At 60.7% G+C, this 21,374-nt stretch carries 19 protein-coding genes and 1 pseudogene; 4 read left to right on the top strand and 16 right to left on the bottom strand.

Features of this window, described 5'->3' with window-relative positions:
- The first annotated feature begins 70 nt into the window (after positions 1-70).
- Positions 71-409: a hypothetical protein gene (locus NCHU2750_RS07645; RefSeq protein ID WP_119939895.1), complete on the top strand. Its 339-nt coding sequence runs from the start codon at positions 71-73 to the stop codon at positions 407-409.
- 145 nt (positions 410-554) lie between these two features.
- Here NCHU2750_RS07645 and NCHU2750_RS07640 read toward each other — a convergent pair whose 3' ends face one another.
- The 3 genes from NCHU2750_RS07640 to NCHU2750_RS07630 all read right to left on the bottom strand — a co-directional run bounded on the left by NCHU2750_RS07640 (position 555) and on the right by NCHU2750_RS07630 (position 2,075).
- Positions 555-1,022 (bottom strand): lysozyme, encoded by a 468-nt coding sequence (locus tag NCHU2750_RS07640; protein ID WP_119939894.1) that lies wholly within the window; start codon positions 1,020-1,022, stop codon positions 555-557.
- Positions 1,023-1,141: 119 nt separating this feature from the next.
- Complete coding sequence (locus tag NCHU2750_RS07635) at positions 1,142-1,342, bottom strand: hypothetical protein (RefSeq protein ID WP_119939893.1); 201 nt, start codon at positions 1,340-1,342, stop codon at positions 1,142-1,144.
- A 13-nt stretch (positions 1,343-1,355) separates the two neighbouring features.
- On the bottom strand, positions 1,356-2,075 hold the full coding sequence (locus tag NCHU2750_RS07630) for a GIY-YIG nuclease family protein (protein ID WP_119939892.1): 720 nt from the start codon (positions 2,073-2,075) through the stop codon (positions 1,356-1,358).
- 117 nt (positions 2,076-2,192) lie between these two features.
- Between NCHU2750_RS07630 and NCHU2750_RS07625 the strand changes: the two genes are divergently transcribed.
- Both NCHU2750_RS07625 and NCHU2750_RS07620 read left to right on the top strand, forming a co-directional pair.
- On the top strand, positions 2,193-2,513 hold the full coding sequence (locus NCHU2750_RS07625; protein ID WP_119939891.1) for a hypothetical protein: 321 nt from the start codon (positions 2,193-2,195) through the stop codon (positions 2,511-2,513).
- Between the two features lie 220 nt (positions 2,514-2,733).
- A pseudogene (locus NCHU2750_RS07620) lies at positions 2,734-2,967 on the top strand (JAB domain-containing protein); the annotation flags it as partial.
- A 34-nt stretch (positions 2,968-3,001) separates the two neighbouring features.
- Here NCHU2750_RS07620 and NCHU2750_RS07615 read toward each other — a convergent pair.
- The 6 genes from NCHU2750_RS07615 to NCHU2750_RS07590 form a co-directional block, all read right to left on the bottom strand.
- Positions 3,002-4,813, bottom strand: a complete 1,812-nt coding sequence (locus NCHU2750_RS07615; RefSeq protein WP_119939890.1) for an ABC transporter ATP-binding protein — start codon at positions 4,811-4,813, stop codon at positions 3,002-3,004.
- A 3-nt stretch (positions 4,814-4,816) separates the two neighbouring features.
- A complete protein-coding gene (locus NCHU2750_RS07610) occupies positions 4,817-6,601 on the bottom strand; it encodes a gamma-glutamyltransferase family protein (protein WP_119939889.1) in 1,785 nt (594 codons plus the stop codon).
- A 40-nt stretch (positions 6,602-6,641) separates the two neighbouring features.
- Positions 6,642-7,529 carry an ABC transporter permease gene (locus tag NCHU2750_RS07605; RefSeq protein ID WP_162939530.1) on the bottom strand — a complete coding sequence of 296 codons (888 nt, stop codon included), beginning with the start codon at positions 7,527-7,529 and terminating at the stop codon, positions 6,642-6,644.
- 10 nt (positions 7,530-7,539) lie between these two features.
- Complete coding sequence (locus tag NCHU2750_RS07600) at positions 7,540-8,487, bottom strand: ABC transporter permease (RefSeq protein WP_119939888.1); 948 nt, start codon at positions 8,485-8,487, stop codon at positions 7,540-7,542.
- 66 nt (positions 8,488-8,553) lie between these two features.
- Positions 8,554-10,062, bottom strand: a complete 1,509-nt coding sequence (locus NCHU2750_RS07595; RefSeq protein ID WP_119939887.1) for an ABC transporter substrate-binding protein — start codon at positions 10,060-10,062, stop codon at positions 8,554-8,556.
- A gap of 109 nt (positions 10,063-10,171) precedes the next feature.
- Positions 10,172-10,963 (bottom strand): FadR/GntR family transcriptional regulator, encoded by a 792-nt coding sequence (locus NCHU2750_RS07590; protein ID WP_119939886.1) that lies wholly within the window; start codon positions 10,961-10,963, stop codon positions 10,172-10,174.
- Positions 10,964-11,175: 212 nt separating this feature from the next.
- Between NCHU2750_RS07590 and sthA the strand changes: the two genes are divergently transcribed.
- Complete coding sequence (gene sthA, locus NCHU2750_RS07585; protein WP_119939885.1) at positions 11,176-12,672, top strand: Si-specific NAD(P)(+) transhydrogenase; 1,497 nt, start codon at positions 11,176-11,178, stop codon at positions 12,670-12,672.
- Between the two features lie 152 nt (positions 12,673-12,824).
- Here the strand turns inward: sthA and rpsD are convergent, their stop codons facing one another.
- The 7 genes from rpsD to NCHU2750_RS07550 all read right to left on the bottom strand — a co-directional run bounded on the left by rpsD (position 12,825) and on the right by NCHU2750_RS07550 (position 21,362).
- Entirely contained in the window at positions 12,825-13,442 is a 618-nt protein-coding gene (gene rpsD / locus NCHU2750_RS07580) for a 30S ribosomal protein S4 (RefSeq protein WP_119939884.1), read from the bottom strand.
- A 241-nt stretch (positions 13,443-13,683) separates the two neighbouring features.
- A complete protein-coding gene (phoA, locus tag NCHU2750_RS07575; protein WP_119939883.1) occupies positions 13,684-15,138 on the bottom strand; it encodes an alkaline phosphatase in 1,455 nt (484 codons plus the stop codon).
- Between the two features lie 92 nt (positions 15,139-15,230).
- A complete protein-coding gene (locus NCHU2750_RS07570) occupies positions 15,231-16,754 on the bottom strand; it encodes a helicase HerA domain-containing protein (RefSeq protein WP_119939882.1) in 1,524 nt (507 codons plus the stop codon).
- Positions 16,755-16,902: 148 nt separating this feature from the next.
- On the bottom strand, positions 16,903-17,538 hold the full coding sequence (locus NCHU2750_RS07565) for a LysE family translocator (RefSeq protein ID WP_119939881.1): 636 nt from the start codon (positions 17,536-17,538) through the stop codon (positions 16,903-16,905).
- Positions 17,539-17,601: 63 nt separating this feature from the next.
- Positions 17,602-18,402: a glutamate racemase gene (murI, locus tag NCHU2750_RS07560; RefSeq protein WP_119939880.1), complete on the bottom strand. Its 801-nt coding sequence runs from the start codon at positions 18,400-18,402 to the stop codon at positions 17,602-17,604.
- A complete protein-coding gene (locus tag NCHU2750_RS07555) occupies positions 18,386-19,234 on the bottom strand; it encodes an RNA methyltransferase (RefSeq protein WP_119939879.1) in 849 nt (282 codons plus the stop codon). Before NCHU2750_RS07555 ends, murI begins: the two co-directional genes overlap by 17 nt.
- A 61-nt stretch (positions 19,235-19,295) precedes the next feature.
- Positions 19,296-21,362, bottom strand: a complete 2,067-nt coding sequence (locus NCHU2750_RS07550) for an FUSC family protein (RefSeq protein ID WP_119939878.1) — start codon at positions 21,360-21,362, stop codon at positions 19,296-19,298.
- Positions 21,363-21,374: the final 12 nt, after the last annotated feature.

The following is a 21,374-nucleotide window of genomic DNA, read 5'->3' as shown; positions in this document are numbered from 1 at the left end:
TATTATCGGGATACAGGAACCACAGTTACACATTTAAGTTATTGCTGCATTGCAACTAGGATCGCCGCCAATGATGACCGACGACGAACTTTTCAGTGCATGCTTTGAAGATGGGCGACGCGCCGGTCGTATTGGGCTCCCAATTACAGCCAATCCCTATCTCGATGAAGAAACGGTCGAGTTGGTGGCTTGGGTTGAGGGCTTCGCATCCGTCGACACAGCGATACTAATCCCGGCTGAACGCGCCCGTATTTTTCATGAAGGGCAAACGGCGGCACTGAACGGACTATTGGCGTCAACCTGCCCTTACCTTGAGGAAGAAAACCCACGTCGGATGGAAATCTGGCTGATGGGCTATGCACCGCATGTCGAGGAACATCTGATTGACGACGTCGTTCAGGTCACATGACCTATCTAGCCCACCGCCCATTATTGTCATCGCTGCTGATATCAGCCGTGATATGTCTGTCGGTGTTTGCCGTACAGACATGGATGACAAAGCCCGATGGAACTGTCGATCGCAAAGAAAGCGTGCTTGATCCGCCACCTTCCTCCTAGGCACCGGATTTGAACAGGTCAAACTCGGCTTGGCGGCGGATAGTCAACCCGCGCAAAGGGGTCAATGTGCCGTTCACACGCGCCTTGTTCCATTGCAGCCACGAGGCTTCGATATCCTTCAGCGATGCCTTGGCGTTGATCCGCTTCAACAGTGTGGACGATGCGAGCGCGCCTGCACCCAAATTGTAGGTGAAGGATACGAGCGCGCCGAATTGGTCGTCATTTACCGGGACTTTGACAAGCTTGGCAACATCGCGTTCAGCGTCAGCCAGATCACCGCGCAACAGGCGTTCGGCTTCGGCTACCGTGATGGTCTTTCTGTTCGCAACGTCCGCTTTGGTGACCGTGGCTGTGTGCCCATACCCAATGCTTGGAATATTCGCGGGGCAATAGTAGGCGGTCAATTTCTCGCCTTCAGATGATTTGATGATGGCGAGTGCTTTCGGGCTTGTGGTGTTGGGCATTCCTTTCTAAAATCTCGTTATAAATCAATTGCTTGATTCATGTTTTATCGATCTAATGTATTGACTAATTCGTCAGTATTGGTATAATCAGGGTAACCGGTTGGAAATATAGTAGGAGGTTAGTCGATATGATTATCACTGCTATCCAATCCCTGTTCGGATGAGCTTCGCTCAGATGGCGAAGCCATCAATTCGATATATTTATTCAGATCATCAATCTTATCTTTGATCCGCTCATATTCAGCGGTGTGATCGTCATTCCATCGATCGACCAAATCCATCTTTTCGGTCAGGCTCAGTGCTTCAAATTCTTCGTACATCTTCGTTCCTCCCTTAGTTCGCGAAATCCGCGGCAACAAAGCCAAAACCGATTTCCTTGAACGACATTCCTAGAATTTCTTCACCGAAATTCGCCTTCAGATAGCGAGACATTGCCAGCATATTACGGTTGATGATTGTGTCTGATTTCTCGCAATAAATGGCGACCGCACTGTGAGAGATAAGCTTATCCGGACAAGCCAATGATGCAGCATATGGCGATGTGAATGTACCGAATGGTGTCGTGTAATATCCCTTGAATTTCGGATGCATTTCACCGGTCTTCGATGCAGCCATTTTACGCTTCGTCTCGGTCGTGTTTTCCATGCCATGACGACCACGGCTGCTACGAAGGGTGTTCAGCGTGTATTCATCAGCCTTGTCGATATAGAACTGTTCCAGATCAAGGCGTTCTTCCCTGTCACTTACCAGTTCAATAACACGGGTTGAGAATGCGTATTCGCCATATTCGTCGAATGATTTTTGCAGAAGGACAGACTCGCTTTCGCCCTTACGAAGCTTGCTAAAATGGGCTGAAATACGGGTACAAATATTCTTGGCGCTTCCGACATATTTTTCGCCAGTGATGGTGTTGATGATCTCATAAACACCGCTGTCTTTTGGAAGATGGTCGCGCTTGCGATATTCACGCTTCATAAGCCGATTTACTGTTTTCGACAGGTCATCGATCTTGGTTTCAAGGCGGGCAATTGATGTTTCAAAATTGGTAGTCATTTGGGGTTTCTCCTGAAATAAGTAGCTCCGTAATTGGCGCTACGATTTATTTAGGAGAAACCGAATCTCTGGATTTCCAGATTTCCCTAGATATTGGGAAATCAGGAGACAAACCCAATGACAATCAAAGTAATTTCGTTCGGCGTAAACACGCCCCACAACCGCCTAACCCTCGTAAGGAGAGGCGGGAAACGCATCGTATTAGCAACGACAATCGAGATCGACTGCATCAGCGAACGGATCGATAAAATCGACAGCGATACAGCCGTCGTGTTCGGGCTTGAAGAAATCCCTGAAAAGGTGGCGAGAAAGGTGTTGGAAGACACACCGGAAGGCCTGCCCGCAATCGTGGTGATGGAGTATCAGAAGGCAGTGAAGGACGATGTGAAAGACAAGGTGGCGGCGTTCGTGGCGAAGTGCGTTCGACAGGTAGCGTAAGCATCCCTCTTGCATTCAGAAGACGAATGAAGTTTAATATCGCCCCATAAGGACAGCGTTTCGGCTCAATCCTGCTGCTAATAAATCAAAATCTGTCGCCAACGACGGAAATGGAGTAGCGAGAAGGGACTGAAGTCGAAAACCCTTATAGATCAGGGGTTTCAGAGGCGTATCGCCGATTTCTCCCCCGATTTTTCCGACAGCGGTTCAACCACACCCCGATCACACGCCGGTCTATCCGCGCGAGGTGGTGCGCCGTGCGCTGGAACTGTCGGCCACCGCGATCATTCTCGTCCACAACCATCCGAGCGGCGATCCGACACCGTCGCGCGCCGATATCGACATGACGAAGACGATCGTCGACACGGCAAAACCGCTCGGCATCACCGTCCACGATCACATCATCATCGGCAAGGACGGGCATGCCAGCCTGAAGGGGTTGCGGCTTATCTGAAAAATGCCGGCGGGAGGGCCAGCCTTTCATGGTTTTACCCCACCTGAACCAGATGCCCCTGCGAAACCTCGCGATATTCGCGCTTCGGCGGTTGGTAGTCCATGCCGCGGATCGGGCTTTTCAGTTCGTCGCTGGACATGCCGCGACGGATGCCACGGCGGGCCGGATCGGGCACCGGGACAGCGGCCATCAGCTTCTTCGTATAGGGATGCTGCGGATTATCGAACACAGCGGCCCTCGGGCCGATCTCGACGATCTCGCCGAGATACATGACGGCGACGCGATGGCTGACGCGCTCGACCACGGCCATGTCATGGGAGATGAACAGGAAGGCGAGGTTCAGGCTCTGCTGCAGGTCGAGAAGCAGGTTGCAGACCTGCGCCTTGATCGAGACGTCGAGCGCCGAGACGCTTTCGTCGGCCACGATCACCTTCGGATCGAGGGCAAGCGCACGGGCAATGGCGATACGTTGGCGCTGGCCGCCGGAAAACTCGTGCGGATAGCGGCTTGCCATGTCGGGCGACAGGCCAACCTTCTGCAGCAGGTCGGCGGTCTTTTCGCTCGCCTGCCTTGCCGTGCCCAGCCGGTGCTTGATGAAGGGTTCGGAAATCGCGGTACCGACCGTCATGCGCGGATTGAGCGAGGAGAACGGGTCCTGGAAGATCATCTGCACCGACTTGCGCATCTGCCGCAGGCTCAACGCATCGAGCCGCATGACGTCGTAACCGTCGAGCGACACGTCGCCGGATGTCGGTTCGACCAGCCGCATGATCGAGCGTCCGGTGGTCGACTTGCCGCAGCCCGATTCACCGACCAGTGATAGGGTTTCCCCCTGGAAGAGGTCGAAGGAGATGTTTTCCACCGCATGAACGGCGCCGGTCTGGCGAGACCAGAGGCCCGAGCGGATGGGGAAACGGGTGACGAGGTTTTTCACCTCCAGAACCGGCCGCTTCGACAGAGCGACGGTATTGGCCGCCTCCACCGTTTCCGCCGGCTCGCCGGTTGCGGCATCGACAACCGGAAAGCGGGTCGGCAGGGCATGGCCCTGCATCGAGCCGAGTTTCGGTACGGCGGAAAGAAGGGCTCGGGTATAGGGATGCTTGCCATGATGGAAGATCTCTTCCGTCGGGCCGGTCTCCACCTCGTCGCCACGGAACATGACGATGGTACGATCGGCAATTTCGGCGACCACGCCCATGTCGTGGGTAATGAACAGGACCGACATCCCCTCCTCTTCCTGCAGCACCTTGATCAGGTCGAGGATTTGTCCCTGGATGGTGACGTCGAGCGCCGTCGTCGGCTCGTCGGCGATCAGGAGCTTCGGGCGCGAGGCGAGCGCCATGGCGATCATCACGCGCTGGCGCATGCCGCCGGAGAACTGGTGCGGATACTCGTCGAAGCGGCCCGCCGCATTGGGGATACGCACCTTTTCCAGAAGCCTGATCGTCTCGGCGCGAGCATCTGATTTCGACATGTTCTTGTGACGGATCAGGACTTCGGAAATTTGCCGGCCGATGGTGAAGATCGGGTTGAGCGAGGTCATCGGCTCCTGGAAGATCATCGAGACCTCGTTGCCGCGCACAGCCCGCATCTCCTTTTCCGAAAGTGCGAGAAGATTGCGGCCGTTGAGCATGACCTCGCCCTCGATCCGGCTCGTCGCCGGCGCGAGAAGCCGCATCAGCGACAGCGAGGTGACGCTCTTGCCGGAGCCGGATTCACCGACAATGGCGACGGTTTCTCCCGGCGCCACGTCGAAGGACATGTTGCGCACGACGCTCTTCCACCGGCCATCGACCAGAAAGGAAGTGGTGAGGTTCCTGACGGAGAGAACGGGAGCAATCGTCATGGTTCAGCGCCCGACCGCGTAGGCCTGCATCAGGCGCGGGGTGGCAGCGGCGCGCAGCAGACCGTCCGCATCGCGGCGGGCGGCCGTCAGGCGACCGACCGACCATGCCTCGGCAACCTTGACCTTGTGGCCGCGGCGGCGCAGCTCGTCGAGCGTTGCCTCGCCGATCGTGCTTTCGACCATGATCTCGCCCGGCGAGCTGGTGCGCGGATAGAAGGAGCCGGGGAAATGCGAGGTGTGGAAGAGCGGCATGTCGATTGCCGCCTGCAGGTTCTTGCCGTGATGGACGTAACGCAGGAAGAAGGGCAGCTGCCACTGATCCTGCTGGTCGCCGCCGGGCGTGCCGAACACCATCGAGGGCTTGCCCTGATAGAGCGCCAGCGACGGGGTGAGCGTCGTGCGCGGGCGCTTGCCCGGTGCAAGCGAGGTCGGCAGGCCGTCCTTCAGCCAGAACATCTGGGCACGCGAATTGAGCGCAAAGCCGAGGCCCGGCACGATCGGCGAGGACTGCAGCCAGCCGCCGGACGGCGTGGTGGAAACCATGTTACCCCAGCGGTCGATGACGTCGATATGGACGGTATCGCCGCGCTTTTCGGTCAGGTGCGACATGGTCGGCTCGTAGACGGTGCCCTTGCCGCTCATTTCGGCGAGCATGGCCATGGTCGCATCGACCTGACGCTCATAGCCCGGTACCGTGCCGGGGCGAAGATCGAGCGAGGCAGTGTCGCCGATCAGCTTGCGGCGCTCGGCATTATAGCCTTCCGACAGAAGGAATTCGGTCGGGATCTGGCCGAATTCCGGATCGCCGTAATAGACCTCGCGGTCGGCATAGGCGAGCTTCATCGCCTCGACGATGGTGTGGACGAAATCCGGGCCGGACGGATCCATGGCGGCAAGGTCGAAACCTTTCAGCAGCGCCAGCGATTGCAGCAGAACCGGCCCCTGCCCCCAGGCCGGTGTCTTGGCGATCGTCCAGTCCTGGTAGTCGAGCGTCTGCGGCGCATCGATGGTGGCGCTCCAGCCCGCCATGTCTTCAGCCGTCAGCACGCCCTTGTGCTTCGAACCCGAGGCATCCATGACCTCTGCGGTCTTCAGATAAGTGTCGATCGTCTCTGCGACGAAACCGCGATAGAAGGCGTCGCGGGCAGCCTCGATCTGGTTTTCGCGGCCGGACTTGGCTTCCGATTCCGAAACGATCCGCTTGTAGGTTTCGGCCAATACCGGGTTCTTGAAATTGGTATGGGATTCCGGTGCCGAACCGCCCGGCAGCCAGGTCTCGTAGGAGGTCGGCCATTCCTTCTTGAAGAATTCGGCGAGGCCCTTGATGGTGTTCGACACGCGCGGCAGCGTCGGATGGCCGAACTCGGCATAGTAGATCGCCGGTTCGAGAACCTCGCGCACGCTCATCGTGCCGTAGTCGCGCAGCATCAGCATCCAGCCGTCGAAGGCGCCGGGGATGACGGTGGCGAGCAGGCCGTCGCCGGGGATCAGCTTCAGGCCTTCCTTGGTGTAATGCTCGATCGTGGCGCCGGCCGGTGCCGGGCCCTGGGCGCAGATGACTTCGACCTTGTCCTTCTTCTTGGAATAGAAGACCGCTGGCATGTCGCCGCCCGGACCACAGAGATGCGGCTCGACGATCTGCAGCACGAAACCGGTGGCGACAGCGGCGTCAAAGGCATTGCCGCCCTTTTCGAGGATCGCCATGCCGACGGCGGAGGCGATCCAGTGGGTGGAGGTGACGACACCGAAAGTGCCGAGGATTTCGGGGCGCGTGGTGAAATCGGTCATGGGGTGAATTCCTTTTGAAATCTTTTGGGTCGCGCGGCGATCAGGCTTCGCGGGGATCGAGAGCGTCACGCAGGCCGTCACCGAGGAGGTTGAAGCCGATGACGACGAGGAAGATGGCAATACCCGGCCACATCGCCATCCATGGCGCCTGGCTGAGGAAGTTCTTGGCGGTATTGAGCATCGAGCCCCAGCTCGGGGCCGGCGCCTGCTGGCCGAGGCCGAGGAAGGACAGGCTCGCCTCGGCAATGATGGCGGTCGCGACGGTCAGCGTCGCCTGGACGATGATCGGGGCGAACACATTGGGCAGGATATAGCGGGTCATGATGTCGACATGGTTGAGGCCGATCGAACGGGCACCCTCGACATAATCCTCCGTCTTGACCGCCAGAACCTGGCCACGGGTCAGGCGGACGAAGGTGGGCATGGCCGAGAGGCCGATGGCGATCATCGCATTGGTGAGGCTCGGGCCGAGAAAGGCTGCAAGCGCAATGGCCATGATCAGGAAGGGCATGGCCAACAAAGCTTCCGTCACGCGTGAGATGACCATATCGACCCAGCCGCCGAAATAGCCGGCGACGAGACCGAAGGGCACGCCGATGACGACCGCGATCGCCACCGACACCACGCCGGCCATCAGCGAGGCCTGGGCGCCGTAGATCATCCGCGAGAGAATGTCGCGGCCGAGATCGTCGGTGCCGAACCAATGGGCGGCGGACGGGGCCTTGCGGATCGCCGACCAGCTGGTGGCAATCGGGTCGGGTATAGGCAGGATCGGCGCGGCAATGGCGAGGATGGCGAAGAACAGCACGATGATCATGCCGACAAGCGCTGACCTGTTGCGCTTCATCTTTCTCCAGGCGCGGCTTTGCTGGCGCTTGACCGGGACGGAGGTGGTCTGATCGATGGCGGGCTGATTGATGGAGGTCATGGGTTCGGCCTCAGATGGTCGCCCTGAGGCGCGGATTGAGCAGGACATAGGCGACGTCGGCAATGAGGTTCATCAGGATGAAGGCGGTGGCAGTGCACAGCACAATGCCCTGTACGACGGCGTAATCGCGGGTGAATACGGCATCTACGATCATCTTGCCGAAGCCCGGAATGGTGAAGATCTGTTCGGTCAACACGGCGCCGGCAAGCAGTTCGCCGAACAGCAGCGCCAGAAGCGTGATGACGGGCAGAAGCGCGTTGCGGAAACTGTGCGACAGGACCACTTCACGCGGCGACAGGCCCTTGGCGCGGGCGGTGCGGATATAATCGGAACTCAGGACGGCGACCATGGCCGAACGGGTGTGGCGCATCAGGGTTGCGGCGAGCGCATTGCCGAGCACGAAGGCCGGCATGATCATCGTCTCGATGGAGCGGACCGGATCGACGAAGATCGATTCGTAGCCGGATGCCGGCAGCCAGCCGAGCTTTACCGAGACAAGCAGGATCAGCATGATGCCGAGCCAGAAATTCGGGATGGAGAGGCCCGACAGCGCCACGATATTGGCAAGGTAGTCGATCCAGGTATTCTTCTTCACCGCCGCGATGATGCCGATCGGAATGCCGATGATGATGGCAAAGAACATGGCCATCACGGCAAGCTGGATGGTCACAGGCAGTTTCTGCTCGATCAGTTCCAGCACGGGTTGATTGGTTCTGAGCGACATGCCGAAATCACCGGTCACGACGCCACCGAGCCAGCGAGCGTACTGGACCGGCATCGGATCGTTGAGATGGTATTTCTCGCGCAGGAACTCGATCGTTGCCGCGTCGCGCTCCTCGCCCGCCATGGCAAGCACCGGATCACCGGGCAGAAGCTTCTGCAGTGAAAAGACGAAGATCGAAATGATCAGCAGCGTCGGGATGGCGACGAGAAGCCGCTTGCCGATGTAAACAGGCATGGCCTTGCCCTCTTCATGTCGGGAAACCGCACGGGGCTATCCCGTGCGGCAGTCTTGGCAAGGAGATCAGTCCTTGGTGATGCCCTGAAGGTGGATCATGCCGTCCGGCCAGGGGGTGAAGCCCTTGACCTTCTTGGAAATCGCATAGGCGTAGGGCTGATGGCCGAGATAGATGATCGGCATGTCGTCGTTGAGGATCTTGGCTGCAGCATCGTAGCGCTGCTTGCGCTCGCCATCGTCCTGAAGCGTGCGGGCTTCATTCAGGAGCTTGTCGACTTCCGGGTTGCAGTATTTCACGTCGTTGAGGCCGCCCTTGCAGGTGACGAACTGGTGGAGATTGCCGTCCGGATCGGTGCGGCCCGACCAGTCTGAGCGCGACAGCTGGTAGTTGCCGGCGGTCTGTTCGGAGAGAAGCGTGGCGAACTCGGTGGCCTTCAGCGTCACGTTGAAGCCGGCCTCGGCCACCATCGACTGGATGACCTGCATCATCTGGGTCTGGGTGGTGTTGTTGGCATGCTGCAGCTCGACGTCGAGATGATCGTAGCCTGCCTCCTTCATCAGCTCCTTGGCCTTGGCGATATCGCGGGTCGGAACCGGGATATCCTTGTTGAACCACGGGCTCGTCGGCGGGTAAGGCTGGTTGCCGGCCATGGCCGTGCCTTCAAAGACGATCTGGTTGAGCGCCTCGCGATCGATGGCAAGCGAGAAGGCCTGGCGCAGGCGCTTGTCCTTGCCGAGCGGATTGTCGGCGCGCGAGCCGTTGCCGATATTGACATACATGGCCATGTAGCCGGGGCCGATGACATCGGCATAATTGAGCTTCGGATCGGCCTTGACCGACGCGACGTCGGAGGCTGCGATGCGTTCTGCAAGGTCGAGGTCACCCGAACGCAGGTTGGCGAGCTTGACCGTCGTGTCCGGAATCGGCAGGTAGGTCACCTTGTCGATATGGATCTTGTCCTTGTCCCAGTAGTCGGCGAATTTTTCCAGCACGATACGGTCCTGCTGGACGCGCTCGACGAACTTGAACGGACCGGCGCAGACCGGATGGCTGCCGAAATTGGCACCGAGTTCCTTGGCTGCCTTCGGCGACACGATCATGCCGGCGCGGTCGGTCAGCTGCGACAGCAGCGTCACGTCGGGCGACTTCAGCGTGAACTTGACCTCATAGGGGCCGGTCGCCTCAACCTTGGCGACCGAAGCCAGCTCGCTCTTGCGGCGGGATTCCGGCATCGTCATGTTGCGCTGGATCGTATAGACGACGGCATCCGCATCGAGCGGCGTCTCGTCCTGGAACTTGACGCCTTCGCGGATCTTCATGGTCAGCACCTTGCCGCCATCGGACCACGCCCAGGATGTGGCAAGCTGCGGGACGATCTTGGTGGTCTGGTCGATATCGAGCAGCTTGTCGCACATTGCGGTGTAGACGATACGGCCAACAAATGTGCGTGACTGGGCCGGGTCCAGCGTATCTGCGTCATCGTTGAGACCGATGCGAAGTTCCGACGAAAGGGCTGGAAAAGCCAGCAATGCGCCGGCGAGCAGCGATGCCGAAAATTTGGAAAATCTATTCATAATTCGTTCCTCTGGTCTGACTATCTCTGACTTTCTTATTGTTCTTGCTTCTTGTTTTTGGCCGACCCGAAGGGCACGGCAGGCATTCAAACGGGCATTCGAAAACAGGTCAGGGCATGGCGCCGAATACGCCGCCATTATCCGGCTCTGCATTCTGCAGATCGATCTCAGCGGGCCTCGCCTCGGCCGCCTCCCCCAGCGCTTCGAGCGAGGTGGCGCGAATGAGACGTTCCTGATGCATGAGAAGGTGTTCGCGCATCGCCTCGCCTGCCCGGCCGGGATCACGGGCAGCAATCGCCTCGATAATGGCGAGATGCTGCCTGAATGAACGCTTCGGGTCGGAGGCAAAGCTGCGGGCACGCTCACGGATCGACTGCCATGCATCATCCTGCCGGATGCGATTGACGACATCGAAGATCGACAAGAAGAGCTGATTTCCGGCGCTCTGGGCGATCTGCCGGTGAAAGGCGCCGTCCCACAATTCCTTGGAATCGGCGTCTGTGCTGAGCCCGGTCTTTTCGGCAAGCGCCCGCATGCGCTCGATTTCCGCCGGCTTGGCACGCATTGCTGCGAGCTGCGCCAGTTGCGGCTCGATGCGCAGACGGACTTCCATGATTTCCATGATGTCGGTCCCGGCAACCAGCGCCTCAACGTGGTCGCTCCAGCCGTCCGGCTTTTCGCCGACAAAGGTTCCCGCCCCCTGGCGACGCCAGATCAGCCCTTCGGATCCCAGCACTTCCAGCGCGCGACGGACGGCCCGGCGGCTGACACCGAGCATATCGGTCAGCGCTCTCTCGGTCGGAAGCCTGCCTTCGCTGCCGAACTCGCTTGCAGCGATCATCGCCCGCAAGCGGCCAAGCGCATAGTTGGAATTATCCGGTGTCACGGCTTGCCGCACCATTAGTGAACCAATTTCCGATTGGTCACAGGAAAAGACATCACGCAGGGTCGGTCAAGTTATTTTTTCGGCAATCTTTCGACCTGCCCAAGTTTTGGCCTCTTGCGATTTTTTTTGATGCGCTGTTCCATGCAATCAAAATTTTAGAATAGCCTTCTAGTTTCGGGTCTGGTTGTCTGGCTGTTGGGGCCAGCGATATTCACGCGGAGAATTTCATGCACCAGTACGACCTCATCGTGGTTGGCAGCGGGCCGGCCGGGCGCCGCGCGGCCATTCAGGCAGCCAAGCTCGACAAGAAGGTTCTCGTCGTCGAACAAGGTCGCAGGGTTGGCGGCGTCTCGGTGCATACCGGCACGATCCCATCCAAGACGCTGCGCGAGACGGCACTCAACCTGTCCGGCTGGCGCGAACGCGGTTTCTACGGCCGCTCCTACCGGGTGAAGCAGGAAATCAGCGCGGAAGACCTGCGCCGCCGGCTGCTGATCACGCTCGACCACGAGGTCGACGTGCTGGAACACCAGTTCGCCCGAAACCGCGTCCAGCACATCCGCGGCAAGGCCCGCTTCGTCTCGAAAGACACGATCGAGATCGTCAAGGATGACGACGACATCATCAACGTGACCGGCAAGAGCATCCTGCTGGCCGTCGGCACCCGCCCCTACCGTCCGAGCTCCATCCCGTTCGATGGCAAGAGCGTTCTCGATAGCGACGAGCTTCTGGAAGTCCACAACCTGCCGCGTTCGATCGTGGTCATCGGCGCCGGCGTCATCGGCATCGAATATGCGACGATCTTTTCCGCACTCGATGCGGCCGTGACAGTCATCGATCCGAAGCCGACGCTGCTCGACTTCATCGACAAGGAAATCATCGAGGATTTCACCTATCAGCTGCGCGACCGCAACATGAAGCTCCTGCTCGGCCAGAAGGCGGAGAAGGTGGAAAAGCTGCCGGACGGCAAATTGTCCGTTTCCGTCGATACGGGCCGCCGGATCATTACCGACATGGTGCTGTTTGCCGCGGGCCGTGTCGGTGCGACCGACAGCCTTAACCTTGCCGCCGCCGGCCTGGAGGCCGACAGCCGCGGGCGCCTCAGGGTCAACCCGGAGACGTTCGAGACGGCGGTGCCCGGCATCTTCGCCGCGGGTGACGTCGTCGGCTTTCCGAGCCTTGCCTCGACCTCGATGGAACAGGGCCGCATCGCCGCGCGCGTCGCCGTCGGCGCCATCGCCATGGAGCCGCAGAAATACTTCCCCTACGGCATCTATGCCGTGCCGGAAATTTCCACCTGCGGCCTTACCGAGGAGGAAATGAAGGAGCGCGGCATTCCCTATGAATGCGGCATTGCCCGTTTCCGCGAGACCTCGCGCGGCCATATCATGGGCCTCGACAGCGGCCTTTTGAAGCTCATCTTCTCGCTCAAGACCCGCCGCCTGCTCGGCGTCCATATTGTCGGTGAAGGCGCCACCGAACTCGTCCACATCGGCCAGGCGGTGCTGAACCTCAAGGGCACGGTCGAATATTTCGTCGAGAACACGTTCAACTATCCAACCCTTGCCGAAGCCTACAAGATCGCCGGCCTCGACGCCTGGAACCGGATGGGCGAAAAGCCGCAGGATCCCGCCGCGCACGACAGTGTCAAACAGACCGACAACATGACGCCGACGACGGTAGCGAAGACCGAGAAAGCCGACAAGAAGTCCGCTTCGAAATAGCGACAGGCGGTTTCGCCAAGACGAATTGAGCCAAGCAAAAAGCCGCCCCGAAAGGAGCGGCTTTTTTTGATGCCTTCATGACTGTTCTGCTGACCGCAGATACGAAAATGGCCCCTTGCGGGGCCACTCGTAGTCCGGAATTTTCGTCGCGATTAACGCGAGTAGAATTCGACGACCAGCGACGGTTCCATGATGACCGGGTACGGTACATCCGAGAGAGCCGGTACGCGGGCGTAAGTGGCAACCATCTTGTTGTGGTCGACTTCGATATAGTCCGGAACGTCGCGTTCAGCGAGCGAAACGGCTTCGAGAACCGTAACGAGCTGCTTGGACTTCTGGCGAACTTCGATGACGTCGCCAGCCTTGCAACGGTAGGAACCGATGTTGACGCGAACGCCGTTGACCGTGACGTGGCCGTGGTTGACGAACTGACGGGCAGCGAAGACCGTCGGAACGAACTTGGCGCGGTAGACGATGGCGTCGAGGCGCGATTCCAGCAGGCCGATCAGGTTTTCACCGGTGTCGCCCTTGCGGCGGTTGGCTTCTTCGTAGATGGCGCGGAACTGCTTCTCGCGGATATCGCCGTAGTAGCCCTTCAGCTTCTGCTTGGCGCGGAGCTGAACACCGAAGTCGGAGAGCTTGCCCTTGCGGCGCTGGCCGTGCTGGCCCGGGCCGTATTCGCGGCGGTTTACCGGGGACTTCGGACGGCCCCAGATGTTTTCGCCCATACGGCGGTCAATTTTGTACTTGGACGATTCGCGCTTGCTCATCGCATTTCCTTTCAAACGGTTTCACCGGTTTGTTGCCAAACCGGATCAAGGAAACACGCCCTCCTCTGAACCCTGATTTAAGAGTTCTGACAGGCTTCTCACGAAAGCGTTCGGAGAGTGCCACGGGACATGTCAAATGAAACACCGGGCGTTGCCACCCGGTGCTGGAGGGGTCTCTAAGAAGAAACCGTCGGATTGTCAACGTCGTGGGCGGAAAATTCGCCCGCAACCGCTAAAACCCTTACTTCATTGCCGCCTTCTGGGGCTTGAGGCCGAGAGCGTCGCTGATCGTGTAGAACATGTCCGTCTGGTCGGTCAGGCCGGTGACGTTTGCGGCGCGCGGGCCGTAGGCTGCAATGCGCAGCTGCGTGCCGGTATGGCCCTGGTCGTCAGCCTCGTCGGAATTGCCGTAGCTGACGGCCATGACGGCGCCGTCCTTGGTCATCAGCGCCTCGGTCAGGCCGGGGGCCTTGGCTTCGGCGTCGATGATCTGGCTGGCATGGGCATGGTCGGCGGTGACGATGACGAGCGTATGGCCATCGGCCCTGGCGAACTTCAACGCTTCCTGAACGGCTTCGTCGAGATCGACGGTCTCGCCGATCTGGCCGCAGGGGTTGGCGGCATGGTCCTGCTTGTCGATGGAGGCGCCTTCAACCTGCAGGAAGAAGCCCTTTTCCCGGGTCTTCAGGAGATCGATCGCCTTCGTCGTCATCTGCGCGAGCGTCGGGACGGAGGCACCGCGCTTGTCGTTGACCTTGCAGGTGACCGGCTCCTTCTCGACATTGCCGTAGTGGCTGGCCTTCGGGCCTTCCCAGCGGACGGGCATATTGCCTTCGGCGAAAAGGCCGAGCAGCGGTGCACTGTCATCAGCCTTGGTGACGGCCTGCATCTCGTCGAGACTGGTGACGACCTTGTAGCCGCGGGCCTTGGCCTGGTCCATCAGCGTCTTGCCCTTCCACTCGCCGGCCTTGGCGGTTTCGGCGAAGCTCTTGGCGCCACCGCCGAGCGTCACGTCGGCGCGGGCATTGATCAGCTGTTCGGTGATCGACCCTAGGCCGCCGTTTTCAAGCGCGTTGGACGGGCATTTTTCAGTGGTCGAGGACGGGGCGTAGCACTTGCGGCCCGTAACATGGGCGATCTGCACGGCGGGCGTTGCATCCTGCAATTCGGCGGTCGAGACATTGCCGGTGGCAAGACCCGCGGCCTTTGCCATTTCGAGCAGTGTCTGGTGCGGCTGTTCGCGGATATCGACGCCGATCGCGCCGTTATAGCTCTTCACGCCGGTCGCCCAGGCCGTGCCGGAGGCGGCGGAATCGGTCACATAGGTCGGCTTGCCGGTCTTCTTGTCGAGCGAATAGTGGGTGTACTGGCCGGTGATCGGCAGGGCATCGATGCCCTTGAAGAACTGGCCGGCGCCGAGCGCATAATTGCGCGCAACGGTGATTTCGGAATCGCCCATGCCATCGCCGATCAGCAGGATGACGTTCTTCGGCGCGCCGTCGACGATCGAGGCCTTGAAGGCTTCGGTAATGTCGCCGGACAGGCGACGGGCACCACCGGGCTGGCTGAGATCGCCCTGGGCGGCACGCTGCAGCAGCTTTTCGGCGCTGTCCTGCGCCTGTGCCGGAATGACGGTCGACGTTGCGAGCAACGCGGCGATAAGGGCCGGACCGGTACGGAAAAGAGCCTTGAACATCACATAATCTCCTGACGGCTGAATTATCCGTGACCGGCTTACGCCCCTGGCGTGTAGCTTATGTGACACAAATAAAAAATGCCGCGAAGATACTACTCTGCCGCGTGTTTGGCCTCGCTCTCATCCTGCGCTTCAGCGCTGCCGGGGGCAGTTTCGGCCTGCAGATCCGGGAAGGCGACGATGCGCTTGCCGGCGAAATCCGTATGCACGACGATCAGCCCTTGCTCCTCGAAATAACCGAGAAGACGTCGGGCGCGACGGGCCGAATGGGTGCCATAGGCACGGGCGATGCGGGCATCGGACGGGCAAGGTTCGGCGCCCAGCGCCGCCTTGGCCATCATCAGGAAGACGCCCTGAAGATCGTCGGAGACGCCGTTCGACAGCGACAGAACGGTCGCCCAGGCCTCGCTCTGCGCCGTCGCCGCATCGACACCGGATCTGGCGATCGCGGTGCGGCGGCGGAAATCGCCGAGCGACAGCGGCGGCCCCGGCAGCCGACGCATGCGGGCGCGCACGAGAAAGTCCTGATAGAGGACGCTGTCGGTGCGATAGGCCGATTGCGGATCGTCGAGAATTTCGGAGAGTACCGCCATCAGCCTCTCCTCGCGCTCCTCTTCCGTCAGTTCCGGCACCGGGATGCGGGGCTCCGATGGAGATGGCTGGCTTGCAGCCGGCGCCGAGCGAGAGAGTTCGGCCAGAATATCGGTGGTCGGACGCGGTGTCGGCGTCGGGCGTCGCACGGCTGTGAGCGGCCTTGCAAATTCTTCGGGATCGGGCGTGAAGATCAGGTCCTCGACATCCTGCGGCGCATCCGGCAGCGGCATCAGCTTGGGGCTCGACGAACGGGCCGAGGTTTCCACCGTGCCGATGACGATCGGCAGCGGACGGCGCGACAAAGCCGGGCCGAGGGCGACGAAATTGCCGCGTTTCAGATCACGGAACATTTCCGCCTGGCGGCGGTCCATGCCGAGAAGGTCGGCAGCGCGCGCCATGTCGATGTCGAGAAATGTACGGCCCATCAAAAAGTTCGAGGCTTCGGCGGCAACATTCTTGGCGAGTTTTGCCAGACGCTGGGTGGCAATGACACCGGCCAAGCCGCGCTTACGGCCGCGGCACATCAGGTTGGTCATCGCGCCGAGCGACATTTTGCGGGCATCTTCCGAGACATCGCCGCCGACGGAGGGGGCGAACATCTGCGCCTCATCGACGACGACCAGAACCGGATACCAGTAACCGCGGTCGGCATCGAACATGCCGTTGAGGAAGGCGGCGGCGGCACGCATCTGCTCTTCGAGATCGAGGCCCTCGAGTGTGAGCACGCAGGAGACGCGGTTCTTGCGGATACGGTTGGCAATGCCGGCAAGCTCAGCCTCGGTGCGTTCACCATCGACGACGACATGGCCGTATTTGTCCGACAGCGTGACGAAGTCACCTTCCGGATCGATGACGACCTGCTGCACCCAGGGGGCAGACTGTTCCAGAAGCCGGCGCAGGAGATGCGATTTTCCCGAGCCGGAATTGCCCTGAACGAGCAGACGGGTGGCCAGAAGCTCCTCGATATCGAGCTTGGCCGGCTGCCCGCCGGTCACAGTTCCCATATCGATGCCGACCTGCAATGCCTTACCTCGTTGACTGTCTGTTGATGGTGCCTCGGCCGCCCGGTTGCGATCACGCAACGCGCCGATCCGTCCCCTTAACAGAGATCGGGATTCGTTTCGCCGGGCAAGTGAGAAAAATCAACAGGCTTTGCAAGCGGTCTTGTGATTAGGCAGCAGCGCGTTTGAAACCGAGCGACAGGAGCCCTGCCCCGATCATCAGCGTGCCGCCGGTGCGGTTGACGACTTTCTGCACTTTCGGTTGGCGGATCGTGTCGCGCGCCATCGAGGCCAGCAGCCCGTAGAGCGTCGCATTGATCGTCGCAAGCACGAGGAAGGTCACTTCGAAGACCACCATCTGGAAAAAGAGCGGCCGGGCGAGATCGAGGAACTGCGGCAGGAAGGCGACGAAGAAGACGATGCTCTTCGGATTGAGCGCGGTGACGGCATAGGTGTGAAGGAATACGCGCAGGGGCAGAACAGAAGGCGTCTCGCCCTCATCGGCCGCTGCCTGCCCCGCGACCGGAGCACGCCAGAGCTTTATGCCGAGATAGATGAGATAGGCGGCGCCTACCCATTTCAGCAGGGTGAACAGCATGGCCGAGGTGGCGAGCAGCGCACCGAGACCGAGCATGGACGCCGTCATCGCGGTAAAATCGCCCAGCGCCACGCCGGCGACCGTCGCACTCGCCACCTTGCGTCCGTGGCTCAGCGAATAGGAGATGACGAGCAGGATGGTCGGCCCCGGTATCGCCAGAAGCACGGCGGATGCTGCGGCAAATGCGAGCCAGTGTTCGATCGACATGATGAGTTCCTCCCGTTGGCACAAGACGAAGCCACCAATTCCATCCGCTGGCAAGAGGTGTATTCAATCCGTGCGCAGGCCAAAACCCTGCATCAGACGGCGGGTGGCGAAATCGGGATTGCCGGAGGTGAAGATAGCGAAGTCGAAGCCGTCGGGATGTTCGGCACCTTCGATGAGCGGCACCTTGCGGCGCGCCTGCCTGGCAATCGCCTCGGCCGGATCAAGCCAGTCGACCGGCCAGGGGGCGAGACGACGGAAGACATTGGCGACGAAGGGGTAATGGGTGCAGGCGAGCACAACAATGTCGGTCTTTTCGCCCTCCATCTCGACGAAGCAGGGCATGATTTCGGCGAGCACCGCCTCGTCGGAGATCGGCCCGCCGCGAATATAGTTTTCCGCCATGCGGGCGAGATTTTCCGAGCCGACCAGCCGGACATGGCATTGCGTGGCAAAGGACTGGATGAGGTCGCGCGTATAGGCACGCTTGACGGTGCCGGGTGTGGCGAGAACCGAGACAAGGCCGGAACGGGTGCGTTCGGCGGCCGGCTTGATCGCCGGGACGGTGCCGACGAAGGTCATGTCGGGGAATTTTTCGCGCAGTGCGGCACCGGCAAGGGTGAAAGCGGTGTTGCAGGCGATGACGCAGATTTCCGGCCGGTAATCGTCGAGCAGTTTTTCGAACAGCGAGAGGATGCGCTCCTGAAGGGCGCCCTCCTCCCAACCGCCATAGGGAAAGGCGGCATCGTCGGCCACATAGATGAAGCCGCGCTCGGGCATCAGAACGCGCGCCTCGCGCAGCACCGTCAGTCCACCGATGCCCGAATCGAACACCAGGACCGGTTTCAGCTCATTCTTCGACGTCATTCTCCAGTGCCCCCGGCCCTGTCATATCCGCAGACGGCCTGTCCGCGCTATCGGCTGCCGCTTTCGAGTGTTTGCGCGGAAAACGGTCAAGCGAGTTGATCACGCCCCGGACAACGCTGATTTCCTGTTCGGTAAAGCCCCGTCGCGATAGTACCGCACGCAGGTTGTCGACCATTTTGGGCTTTTTTTCAGGCGGATGGAAATAGCCGCGGGCGTCGAGCGCTTCCTCGATATGTTCGAACAGGCCAAATACCTGTTCCTTGGTCGAGGGACGCTGTTCGACCGGCTGGAAGCGGGTTTCCTCCACATCGTCCATGCCCGACTTCATCCAGTCATAGGACATCAGCAGCACGGCCTGGGCGATGTTGAGCGAGGCAAAGGCCGGGTTGACCGGGAATGTGACGATCTCGTCGGCCAGTGCCACTTCCTCGTTCGAAAGACCCCAGCGCTCGCGGCCGAAGAGGATACCCGTCTTCTCGCCTGCCTTGAATTTTTCGCGCAGCGTCGCGGCGGCGAAGACCGGGGAACGGACAGGCTTGAAGCCGTAGCGTTCGCGGGCGGTCGTTGCATAGACGAAGTTCATGTCGCGGATCGCGTCTTCGAGCGTGTCGTAGACCTTGGTACCGTCTATGACGTGATCGGCCTTGGAGGCAGCAGAGCGCGCCTTCTCGCTCGGCCAGCCGTCGCGCGGGTTGACGAGGCGAAGCTCGGCCAGGCCGAAATTGGCCATGGCGCGTGCCACCATGCCGATATTCTCGCCGAGCTGCGGCTCGACGAGGATGATCGCCGGCCCTTCGGCAATGAGTTCGCGTTCGCTGTTGGTACCCGACATATTCGTTTCCGCTTGTTATCAAGCCGGGCAATAGACCCGTCGGGCGGCCACGGCAAGCCGGTTATTGTTTCATCGCCTGCTTCGGATCGGCCTCTGCAGCATCCTGCGGCTCGGCCGGATAGAGGCGATTGAGCAGATTGGCGACCATGTCGGCGCCTCTTGCCGTGCCCTGCCCCGGTGCCAGCGAGGCATTGCCGGCGGCCGTATGGCCAGACCGCTTCAGCCGGAAGCACGTGGCGCCCTTGGCCGCGGCTTTCTGCAATGCCTTTTTCGCCTCCTCGATCGCGCGGGCGATTTCCGGATCGTCGCGGTTCTGGGTGGCGGAAAAGTCGCGGGCGAAGACGCGGGCCCAGTAGGATGCAGCCAGATAGACCGCAAGCGTCTGACGGATCGGTCCGGGGCGCGTGACCAGCGACCAGGGACTGCCCAGCGGCCGAGCGGCAACCGTCAGGTCCCGGTAGGATTCGTCGAGCTTGTTGGAGAGTTCGATCAGGCGATAGCGACCTTCGCCGGCGCCCACCGCATCGAGCAACTGGCCGAGCGCATCATACCAGCGGGCAAGCGCCAATTCGACCGTCGACCGCGTCGAGGCGGGGAAAACGACGAAGGCGACGAACATGCCCGCCACCGAGCCGATCACCGTTTCCTCGAGGCGCAGAAGCAGGACCTCCAGCGTCAATTGGCCGATCAGGCCGTAGACGAGGCACAGCACGATGGTGACGAAGAAGCTTAAAAGTGCGTAGGAGACCTGCAGGTAATAAAAAGCGAGGAAGACGCAGATGGCGGCAAGCGCGACGGTTGCCGCTTCATGCCCCGCAAGCAGTGTCGCGGCGGCCAGGCCGATCGCCACGCCGAGCAATGTGCCGACCGAGCGCTGGATGGCGCGGATCGCCTGATCGCCTCGGGAACGGGTATTGCTGAACACGAGAAAAGCGGTCAGCACCGCCCAGAACCAGCGTTCGCGCGACAGTGCCAGACCGAAGATCATGGCGATGCCCGACGCGATGGTGATCTGCACTGCTGCGCGCACGGTCGGGTTTTTCCAGGAGAAATCCGGTTTTTTCGGCGGCTCCGCCGACGGAGCCTCCTCAAGCTCGCGAAAGCCGCCCGCCTCCGCCGCGCTCACCCGGCTTTTGAGATCGGCCAGCGATTGCTGCAACCACAGGAGCGCTTGAACCGCCGGCGCTCTGGCAGGATCGGCATCATCCCTGCAGGCCGCCTCCGCGAGACGTCTGGCCTTGGCGACGTTGCCGTCGAGGACCGCGCGCACGAGGCCGAGCGGTGGCGGCGCCTGCAGCGACTGGACGATCACGCTTTCCGCCGCCAGATGGACGTCGAAAATGGTTAGGGTCAGTGCGGAAGTTGGTCGGCCGTCGGACGGCATCGAGCCTTCCGGATTGCGCGGCAGAAGGCCTTCGGCCATCAGTACGACATCCTTGAGTTGTTCCTCCATCTGCCGCAACTCGATGCGGTCCTGCTCGCCGATGTCCCCTGCCAGCGACGCAGGAACGAGACGCGCCAGGATACGGACGACCCGGCGCTCGATCGCCTGCAGCGCCTTGAGCAGATCGGCGCGCCAGTCGTCCCTCAACAGGTAGGTACGGATCAGATGGCCGTAGGCGACCGCAAGCAGCGGCCCGATGGCGGCCAGAGGAAGCTCCTCAAGCGTCGGCCGCAGATAGGAGCCGATGAAATAGGAGGTGAAGGCGAACATGCCGACGGCCAGGCCGCGCGGGCCATAGACGCGTGCAAGGCTTGCCGCGAAGATGACAGCCAGAAACGAAAGATCCGCAAGCAGCCGGTAGGGTTCCAGTGTCGCCGAAAGCCCGATGCAGAACAGGCTTGCCGCACAGCCGATCAGGCGCGTTTTCAACTGTTCCGACGGCGTGCGATCCTTGACCGCCACGCCGCCCTCGATCGAAAGCACGATCGACAGCGCATAGGAGATGGGCGGCAGCGGCATCACCAGAATATGGATGGCAATGAGCGAGAGAATGGAGGCGGCGATCGTCAGCGTCACGCGCGCGCCCATCTTGACGCGCGACAGGGCGGGGTCGTGCGCCAGCAGCCGGTCGATGAGCGGTATGGCGTATCGGGCAAATATCTGCAGTGGCTTAAAGGCCGGCATGCATGCTCCCGG

Source organism: Neorhizobium sp. NCHU2750, assembly GCF_003597675.1.
Classification (GTDB): domain Bacteria; phylum Pseudomonadota; class Alphaproteobacteria; order Rhizobiales; family Rhizobiaceae; genus Neorhizobium.
This window is presented reverse-complemented; position numbering and strand designations above follow the sequence as displayed.

Excerpts from the sequence above, each read along its gene's own strand:
- NCHU2750_RS07645 (WP_119939895.1), top strand. The coding sequence starts at position 71 with ATGATGACCGACGACGAACTTTTCAGTGCATGCTTTGAAGATGGGCGA.
- NCHU2750_RS07640 (WP_119939894.1), bottom strand. The coding sequence starts at position 1,022 with ATGCCCAACACCACAAGCCCGAAAGCACTCGCCATCATCAAATCATCT.
- NCHU2750_RS07635 (WP_119939893.1), bottom strand. The coding sequence starts at position 1,342 with ATGTACGAAGAATTTGAAGCACTGAGCCTGACCGAAAAGATGGATTTG.
- NCHU2750_RS07630 (WP_119939892.1), bottom strand. The coding sequence starts at position 2,075 with ATGACTACCAATTTTGAAACATCAATTGCCCGCCTTGAAACCAAGATC.
- NCHU2750_RS07625 (WP_119939891.1), top strand. The coding sequence starts at position 2,193 with ATGACAATCAAAGTAATTTCGTTCGGCGTAAACACGCCCCACAACCGC.
- NCHU2750_RS07615 (WP_119939890.1), bottom strand. The coding sequence starts at position 4,813 with ATGACGATTGCTCCCGTTCTCTCCGTCAGGAACCTCACCACTTCCTTT.
- NCHU2750_RS07610 (WP_119939889.1), bottom strand. The coding sequence starts at position 6,601 with ATGACCGATTTCACCACGCGCCCCGAAATCCTCGGCACTTTCGGTGTC.
- NCHU2750_RS07605 (WP_162939530.1), bottom strand. The coding sequence starts at position 7,529 with ATGACCTCCATCAATCAGCCCGCCATCGATCAGACCACCTCCGTCCCG.
- NCHU2750_RS07600 (WP_119939888.1), bottom strand. The coding sequence starts at position 8,487 with ATGCCTGTTTACATCGGCAAGCGGCTTCTCGTCGCCATCCCGACGCTG.
- NCHU2750_RS07595 (WP_119939887.1), bottom strand. The coding sequence starts at position 10,062 with ATGAATAGATTTTCCAAATTTTCGGCATCGCTGCTCGCCGGCGCATTG.
- NCHU2750_RS07590 (WP_119939886.1), bottom strand. The coding sequence starts at position 10,963 with ATGGTGCGGCAAGCCGTGACACCGGATAATTCCAACTATGCGCTTGGC.
- sthA (WP_119939885.1), top strand. The coding sequence starts at position 11,176 with ATGCACCAGTACGACCTCATCGTGGTTGGCAGCGGGCCGGCCGGGCGC.
- rpsD (WP_119939884.1), bottom strand. The coding sequence starts at position 13,442 with ATGAGCAAGCGCGAATCGTCCAAGTACAAAATTGACCGCCGTATGGGC.
- phoA (WP_119939883.1), bottom strand. The coding sequence starts at position 15,138 with ATGTTCAAGGCTCTTTTCCGTACCGGTCCGGCCCTTATCGCCGCGTTG.
- NCHU2750_RS07565 (WP_119939881.1), bottom strand. The coding sequence starts at position 17,538 with ATGTCGATCGAACACTGGCTCGCATTTGCCGCAGCATCCGCCGTGCTT.
- murI (WP_119939880.1), bottom strand. The coding sequence starts at position 18,402 with ATGACGTCGAAGAATGAGCTGAAACCGGTCCTGGTGTTCGATTCGGGC.
- NCHU2750_RS07555 (WP_119939879.1), bottom strand. The coding sequence starts at position 19,234 with ATGTCGGGTACCAACAGCGAACGCGAACTCATTGCCGAAGGGCCGGCG.
- NCHU2750_RS07550 (WP_119939878.1), bottom strand. The coding sequence starts at position 21,362 with ATGCCGGCCTTTAAGCCACTGCAGATATTTGCCCGATACGCCATACCG.